Below are 7283 nucleotides of genomic sequence, written 5' to 3' on the forward strand. Positions count from 1 at the left end.
CCCGCTTCGGCGACCACGTCGAAGTCCTCGTGCTCATTGATCACGGACACCATCCCGGCACGAAAGACCGGGTGGTCATCGCAGATTGCGATCCTGATGACGGACATGCCGCCAATCATGCCAGAGGCTCTGTGAATCTGCCACACAAAGCAGGGTTACCCCCCTCGCCGCGCGCCCGGCAAGGGTTGACGCGTCGCGCCGCCCAAAACGTGAAATTTTCACGTCTCATTGTGCAGGACCTCATCTGTTGCTCTGTGCGCGTTTCTGGGAGAATTCCCGGAGTTTCTTGAAATTCATGGTTTTGGAACCAGGCCCAACCGCAACCGGGGGCACTGGGAGGAGGACTGACATGAGGCGAATTGGAACAAGCAACATCTGGGCGGCCGTACTGGCCATCACGGCGATCCTGGTCGCAACCGCGAGCCCGGCCTTCGCCGGGGGCTCCGAGCCGCCGGCCGCGCAGTATCCGATCATCATCGGCCATGGCTTCGGCGGCGGCCTGGGATCGGGCGAGGGATTCGGCCGCATCCCCGCCGCGCTTCGCGAAGACGGACACAGCGTTTTCATCACGAAGGTCTCGGCCTTCGGCACCCATGAAGTGCGCGGCGAACAAATGATCGATCAGGTCGAGGAAATCCTCGCCATTTCCGGCAAAGCGAAGGTCAATCTGATCGGCCACTCTGCGGGCGGTCAGGACGTCCGCTACGCCGCGCACGTGCTTGGGGCGTCGAAAGTCGCATCGGTCACGACGCTGGGCACTGCCCACCGCGGCAACCTGAGCTCGGAACTCATCATGCTGGTGCTCGACGGTGATCCCACGGGCATCACGCCCGCTCTGGCCGACGCGTTCTTCGACCTGTTCGGCCTGCCTGCTCTCAACGAGGGCGAACCGATGCCCCAGGACTTCGTCAATGCCATGCGCGGTTTCACCCGAGCGAGCATGCACACCTGGAACGAAGTCATCACCAATGCACCGGGCGTCTACTACCAGAGCTACGGCGGCACCCGGCTGATCAACAACCTGCTGGACCCGGCCGACCTTGCGCTGGCTGTCACCGGCATCATCTACGGGTTCGAGCCCAACGACGGGCTCACGCCGCTGTGGAGTTCGGGCTGGGGCAACGAGCGCAACCTGCGGCTCAAGGCCAACCACATGGACCTGATCGATCAGACCTCCGGCATGACCGGCGACTTCAGCGCGCCCGGCCTGTTCAAGGACATCGCCCGAGATCTGCAGAAGCGTGGTTACTGAAACGGGCAGGACCCCTCCCGCCCGTTTCGAAGAGGTCGCCCCGGCAACGGGGCGGCCTTTTTCATGCGCGGGGTTCAATCGTCCGCTCTCCCGGTAACCGGAAATCGGAACTTCACTTCGAGCCCGCCGTCTTTGCGGTTGGCAATGAGAACCTCGCCGCCCTCGCGCCGCGCGGCGGAGATCGCAATCGCAAGCCCCATGCCGGTGCCCTCGGCCTTCGTCGTGAAGAAGGGCTGCGTCACCTTGTGCAGGGATTCCTCGGGAATGCCCGGACCATCGTCGACGACGCGCACCCAGGCAGCGCCCTTCTCTCTCGCGAGGCTCACATCCACGCTGCTCTTTGCTGCGGCAACCGCGTTCTCGACCACGTTGAAGAGCGCTTCGCCGAGTGTCCGCGGGTGCTCGGGCGTATAGCTCGGATCGCCGCCCTCGATATTGAGTTCAACGCCCGCCTGCTTGGCCTTGGCCTGCAGGGCTTCCACCTGCATACTGAGCAGCTCGCGCAGTCCGGGTTTTGCTTCATTATTTTCTTTGTGCTCGGTCTCACCCTCGGCGGGCAAGTCCTCAACAAGAATGCGCCGGAGCTGCTCGCGCACGGCGTTGAGCTTGGTGAGCTCGCCCTCGATGGTCTCGCGTTCTTCGCCTGGAATCGATCCCATGCGCTCGTTGATGAGGTAGGTACTCGCCGCCATGAGACCCAGCTCGTGGCGCATCTGGTGAACGATGCGCGCGGTCACCTCGCCGATGGCGGCCAGCCGCTCGCTCTGCTGGATCTGCTCCAGCGCCTCGCGCAGACGCTCGCGCCGGTCGATCCACAGGGTAAAAACCGTGTTCATATAGAAAGCCCACAGGTAGGAGAGCAGCGCCACTTCCCAGCCCGTCGTCACGTAGACGTAGTGAACGGCGAGCTGCACAGGCGCGGCGATCAGGCCGATGAGCCCGTAAACCGCCAGGTTGGTGAACAGCAGCATCTCCGGGCCGCTGGCCGACATGTCTTCGGACGGCGCATCGATGATGAAGTCCACGCCGGTGAGCCGGTAGCGCGCCTCATTCAGGAAGAACCAGGTGCACGTGAGAATCCCCGCCACGACGACGAATTGCGCCATGTCGCGCCAGTGCCAGACGGGAATCGGATAGATCCCGTCGCCGTAGCGCCGGTAGAGAACGTCGGTCACAACCATCGCAAACAGGAAGACCAGGCCCTCCACAATCAGGTCGCCCGAGCGACCTTTCATCTCTTCGAAGCTCAGGCGGCGGAAACGAAAGAGCAATGGAAACTGCGGCAGGTACTGCATCCGCAGCGGAATGAGCGAACCCAGCGCCACAGCGGGCCCCAGCACCCACGCCATGCGAAGGCCCATGACATAGAAGCTGGCATACCCCAGCAGTCCCAGCGTGTAGTTGAGCCGCCGCCTCTTCGAGAGAACGAGCGGGTAGAGAGCGGCAAACAGGCCCATGACGAAGATGCCGCGCAGGTATCCCGGCTGCTCGGGCCAGCTCGCAAAGTCGGGAAGCCACGCGGGCATGGCCCTAGAGCTCCACGTTGTGGCGAACCAGCATGAGCGCCAGCTTCGTGCGGTCGGGTACCTGGAGCGTCTGCAGAATCTTCGTGACGTGATTCTTCGCGGTCCCCTCGCTCAGGAAGAGCGCGTCGGCGATGTCCTTGCTCGACTTTCCCTGCGCGATGAGTGAGAGCACCTCGCGCTGGCGCGGGGTGAGCTCGGCCACCTTGCGACGGAAGTCCACGCTGTCGGGCTCTGCGCGAAGCGACTGCGCCACGCGCACGGCGAGCTCGGCATCGAGCACCGTGCGGCCGGCGGCTGCGTCGCGAATGGCGCGAATGAGTTCTCTGGGGTCGGAGTCCTTTCGAATGAATCCGGTCGCACCGGACTCCATCGCCTGCTTCACGCGGCGGGCATCGTCAAATGCTGAGAACACCAGCACCCGGTGCGTGCGCGCCAGGTCGGGCAGAGCATCGAGGCCGCCTTCCTCGGGCAGTTCGATGTCCAGCAGCACCAGATCGATGTCCTGCGCGGCGAGGCGCTCACGCAGCTCATTGGTGGTGCCGGCTTCGGCCACGACGTCAAAATCCTCCTGCGCGTTGATCACAGACATGATCCCCGCGCGAAAGACCGGGTGGTCGTCGCAGATCGCAATCCGAATGACTGACATGGCCCAATCATGGCAGAAGGTGTCGAGACTCGCCATAGCCTTTGAGTTAACGCCACTTAGGAATGCGTCGCAAGGGATGACGCGCCGCGCGGGGGCGAATCGTGACAATGTCACGCCGATTCGTACCGGACGCTATCTTCTGCGATGCGCGCGCTTTTGAGAGAATCCTCCCAGCTCAAGGAAATGGGAAACACCGTACCGGGCCGTGGGAAGCCCCGCCGGAGGAGGATTCGAAAATGAAGCAACTTCTCAGAAAATTCGCACTCGCGGTGCTGCTCTGCGCAGCCATCATCGCCGCCCACGCTGGCCACGCCATGGCAGGCGGTTCCAAGCCGCCGCCCCCGGCCAAGTATCCGGTCGTGCTCTCGCACGGGTTCCTGGGTTTCGACGAGCTGCTCGGCGTCGTCCCCTACTTCTACCGCATCCCCGAGGCCCTGCGCGACGAGGGTCACACCGCGTTCACGACGGAGGTCTCCTCGTTCAACTCCATCGCGGTGCGTGGTGAGCAGCTCGTCGAACAGATCGAGGAGATCCGCGCCATCACCGGCAAGAGCAAGGTGAACCTTCTGGGCCATTCGATGGGCGGCCTCGACGTGCGCTACGCGGCCCACGTGCTGGGCGCGACGAAGGTCGCTTCCGTCACCACGATGGGAACCCCGCACCGCGGCGCGCCGGGTCCGGACATCCTCGTGCAGATTCTGGAGGGCGATCCCACCGGTATCTCTCCCGCACTACTCAACGCGCTGGGAACCGTCTTCGGCGGCTACATCACCAACGGCGATCTCTCCCTGCCGCAGGACGCCACGACGGCCGTGATCAATCTCTCCAGCCCGTTCCTCTATCAGTGGAACCAGGAATTTACCAACGTGCCAGGCATCTACTACCAGAGCTACACCGGTTCGAGCGTGTTCAACATTTCGCTTGATCCGCTCGACGCGGTGATGGCCGTGGCCAGCGTGCTGTTCCTCTTCGAGCCCAATGACGGTCTGGTCGGCGTCAACAGCGCGAAGTGGGGCAATCAGCGCAACATGAACCTCAATGCCAATCACATGGACGAGGTCAACCAGCTCCTTGGCTCCACCGGCCTGTTCGGGCTGGACGCCCGCGGCCTCTACAAGGACATCGCCCGCGACCTGCAAAAACGCGGCTACTGATTGCGAACCCAAATTGGGCCTGACACGGCCGCCCCCGAAGGGGCGGCCGTTTTGTTTTTGGAGGCGCCTGCAGCGCCAGAAGTGAACATGGCTTACGCAATCAACGCCCGAATGACGCGGCGCGCAGTCCCGAAACGTGACAAAGTCATGCCGATACATGCCGAACGCTACCTTCTGCGCCGCGGGCGCCTTTGAGAGAATCCTCCCAGCTCAAGAAAATGGGAAACACCGGACCGGGCCGTGGGAAGCCCCGCCGGAGGAGGATTCGAAAATGAAGCAACTTCTGGGAAAATTCGTATTTGCAGTGCTGCTCTGCGCAGCGATGATCGCCGCCCACGCGGGCCATGCCATGGCGGGCGGGTCCAAGCCGCCGCCACCCGCCAAGTATCCGGTCATTCTCGCCCACGGCATGGGCGGCTTCGACAAGCTCATCGGCGCCGTCCCGTATTTCTATCGCATTCCGGGCGCGCTGCGCGATGAGGGGCACACCGTCTACACGACCGAAGTCTCGTCCTTCAACTCCATCGCCGTTCGCGGCGAGCAGCTCCTCGACCAAGTCGAAGAGATCCGCGCCATCACCGGCAAGAGCAAGGTGAACATCATCGGCCATTCCATGGGCGGCCTCGATGCGCGCTACGTCGCCCACGTGCTGGGCTCTGGCAAGGTGGCCTCGGTCACAACGATGGGCACGCCCCACCGCGGCGCGCCGGCCGCCGACCTGGGCATGCTGATTCTCAACGGTGATCCCACCGGCATCAGCACGAGCCTGCTCAACGCCATTGCCGCGCTCTTCGGCGGCGTCGTGACCAACGGCGACCTCAGTCTGCCCCAGGACATGGCGGTGCAGCTCGAGAATCTCTCGAGCCCGTTCCTCAATGCCTGGAACCAGCAGTTCACCAATGCGTCCGGCGTCTATTACCAGAGCTACGGCGGCACCAGCGTGTTCAACATCTCGCTCGATCCCAGCGACGCGCTGCTGGCAGTGACCAGCGTGCTCTTCGGCTTCGAGCCCAACGACGGTCTGGTCGGCAAGAGCAGCTCGGGCTGGGGCAACCAGCGCAACCTCAAGCTCAATGCCAACCACCTCGACGAGGTCGACCAGGTGCTCGGTTCGACGGGCCTGTTCGGCCTCGATGCGCGGGGCCTCTACAAGGACATCGCCCGCGACCTGCAAAAGCGCGGCTACTAGATCCCGCGAACTTCAGGGCCAACTCAAAAGGCCGCCCCTCAGGGGCGGCCTTTTCATTTGGGTGAGTTGTTCACTTACTGGGCGGTCGGCATCTCGACGGGCCGGACGCTGACCTTCGGCGCCTCCCGCACGAGCTTGAAGTAGCCCGAGCCGCCGCCTTCGGGAAAGCCCGGCAACATGGCAACGGTTCCGGTCACGGTGTACCACTGCGCGCCGAGCCCCTCCCACCCGGTGAGCACGTAGCCCACCATGGGCATGGAACCGGGCACGCGCTCGGGCGGGTTCGATGCCTTGAGGTCATCAATGAAGAAGGCGTTGGGCTCGACGTTGATCTCCCGCGGCCAGTCCACGCCGGCGACCAGATTCACGCCGCGGCCGCTGAGCATGAACCAGGGCTCGTCACCAAAGGGAATCACGTCCTCGCCCGCGATGGTCTGGCCATCGATGAGCGTTCCCTGCGGCAGCGCCTTGGTGGAAAAGCGAAGGCCGCGCAGATCGGAGAAGTCGAATCCCACGCGCAGCTCCATGGACGAGAGGAACACAGCCGCCTGCCTTGGCAGCTTGAAGCGCACGACAAAGTGCAGGTAGCGCTCATACTGGTAGTAGGTGACGTTGGCATCGGGTTCGAGGCCGGGGATGAACTTCAGTTCCACGTCCAGCTCGCGCACGATGCGCACCGGTCCGACGCGAACGCCCTCGAGCGCCGATTCGATGTTCTCTTCGGTGAAGTTGAGCACCATCACCTGCGCAAGGGACTTCACTTTGAAGCGCGCCTTGGTGCGGTCCAGCACTCCGCGCGAGGGCTTGTTGCCGGTCAGGTCATTGAACTGCATGAAATTGAACATCCAGGGTTTTTCCCTGTCGAAACCCCATGCGTAAGCGGAGCTCTTGACGATGTCCTCGCCCGGTTCGTAGCGCACCAGCGCCTTGGGCGTGGGGAACTCCTGCCCCAGCAGCACGTAGGCATAGGCGGGCTCGTTCAGATGGGTGGCCTCGACCTTCACCTCGTGCAGCTCGCCCCGCAGCATCTTCATCATTTCAGGCTCGCAGGGCTCGCCCAGTTCTGAGAGCATGAGGACCAGCTCGTCATCGGCGTCGATGATGCCCGGCGTCGCATCGGGCGGGACGTTGGCGGCCTTGCCGAAGCGCGAAACCACGCGACCGGACTCGTTGATCTCATCGACCTGCGAGCGAATCGGCGCGGGCTTGCCGTTCTTGCAGGCAAAGACACTGACCTGGTCGACGCGCGTCCCGACCATGGCCGGGACGTCCGTGCCCGTCAGAACCACAGGGAGGACCGAAGCGATCGAAGGCTTCTTCGTCTTGATGGCGTGCGCGAAGTGGGGAAGCTGCAACAGCGCAAGCGCCGCCGCAAACACCACTGCCCGCCCGAATCTGGAATCCAGGGTGTTCGTCGGTTTCATCGTGTTTTCCTATCGGACCAATCCTATCGCGCGGGAAGGCGCCGGGCAAAGCGGGGCGATTTGGGCTCAGGCGGCGGCCAAATCCTCTCTCG

6 protein-coding genes are annotated in these 7283 nt (G+C 63.5%); 3 read left to right on the forward strand and 3 right to left on the reverse strand.

Going from position 1 to position 7283, the window contains the following annotated elements; translation table 11 throughout:
- Nucleotides 1–349: 349 nt before the first annotated feature.
- A complete protein-coding gene (locus KDH09_02235; protein ID MCB0218488.1) occupies nucleotides 350–1252 on the forward strand; it encodes an alpha/beta fold hydrolase in 903 nt (300 codons plus the stop codon).
- Nucleotides 1253–1326: 74 nt separating this feature from the next.
- Here the strand turns inward: KDH09_02235 and KDH09_02240 are convergent, their stop codons facing one another.
- Together KDH09_02240 and KDH09_02245 are read right to left on the reverse strand one after the other, a co-directional pair.
- Nucleotides 1327–2778 carry a HAMP domain-containing histidine kinase gene (locus KDH09_02240; protein MCB0218489.1) on the reverse strand — a complete coding sequence of 484 codons (1452 nt, stop codon included), beginning with the start codon at nucleotides 2776–2778 and terminating at the stop codon, nucleotides 1327–1329.
- A 4-nt stretch (nucleotides 2779–2782) separates the two neighbouring features.
- A complete protein-coding gene (locus tag KDH09_02245) occupies nucleotides 2783–3424 on the reverse strand; it encodes a response regulator transcription factor (protein ID MCB0218490.1) in 642 nt (213 codons plus the stop codon).
- A 236-nt stretch (nucleotides 3425–3660) separates the two neighbouring features.
- On the opposite strand from KDH09_02245, the gene KDH09_02250 reads away from it, so the two are divergent.
- Both KDH09_02250 and KDH09_02255 read left to right on the forward strand, forming a co-directional pair.
- Nucleotides 3661–4578: a triacylglycerol lipase gene (locus KDH09_02250; GenBank protein ID MCB0218491.1), complete on the forward strand. Its 918-nt coding sequence runs from the start codon at nucleotides 3661–3663 to the stop codon at nucleotides 4576–4578.
- Nucleotides 4579–4849: 271 nt separating this feature from the next.
- The gene (locus tag KDH09_02255) at nucleotides 4850–5767 is read left to right on the forward strand and encodes a triacylglycerol lipase (GenBank protein MCB0218492.1); all 918 of its coding nucleotides are present in this window, start codon (nucleotides 4850–4852) and stop codon (nucleotides 5765–5767) included.
- A gap of 74 nt (nucleotides 5768–5841) precedes the next feature.
- On the opposite strand, the gene KDH09_02260 is transcribed toward KDH09_02255, so the two are convergent.
- A complete protein-coding gene (locus tag KDH09_02260; GenBank protein ID MCB0218493.1) occupies nucleotides 5842–7191 on the reverse strand; it encodes a hypothetical protein in 1350 nt (449 codons plus the stop codon).
- Nucleotides 7192–7283 lie beyond the last annotated feature (92 nt).

It is taken from the genome of Chrysiogenia bacterium (assembly GCA_020434085.1).
Classification (GTDB): domain Bacteria; phylum JAGRBM01; class JAGRBM01; order JAGRBM01; family JAGRBM01; genus JAGRBM01.

What these genes read in the sequence shown, in the direction of transcription:
- KDH09_02235 (MCB0218488.1), top strand. Translation starts at nt 350, where the DNA reads ATGAGGCGAATTGGAACAAGCAACATCTGGGCGGCCGTACTGGCCATC.
- KDH09_02240 (MCB0218489.1), bottom strand. Translation starts at nt 2,778, where the DNA reads ATGCCCGCGTGGCTTCCCGACTTTGCGAGCTGGCCCGAGCAGCCGGGA.
- KDH09_02245 (MCB0218490.1), bottom strand. Translation starts at nt 3,424, where the DNA reads ATGTCAGTCATTCGGATTGCGATCTGCGACGACCACCCGGTCTTTCGC.
- KDH09_02250 (MCB0218491.1), top strand. Translation starts at nt 3,661, where the DNA reads ATGAAGCAACTTCTCAGAAAATTCGCACTCGCGGTGCTGCTCTGCGCA.
- KDH09_02255 (MCB0218492.1), top strand. Translation starts at nt 4,850, where the DNA reads ATGAAGCAACTTCTGGGAAAATTCGTATTTGCAGTGCTGCTCTGCGCA.
- KDH09_02260 (MCB0218493.1), bottom strand. Translation starts at nt 7,191, where the DNA reads ATGAAACCGACGAACACCCTGGATTCCAGATTCGGGCGGGCAGTGGTG.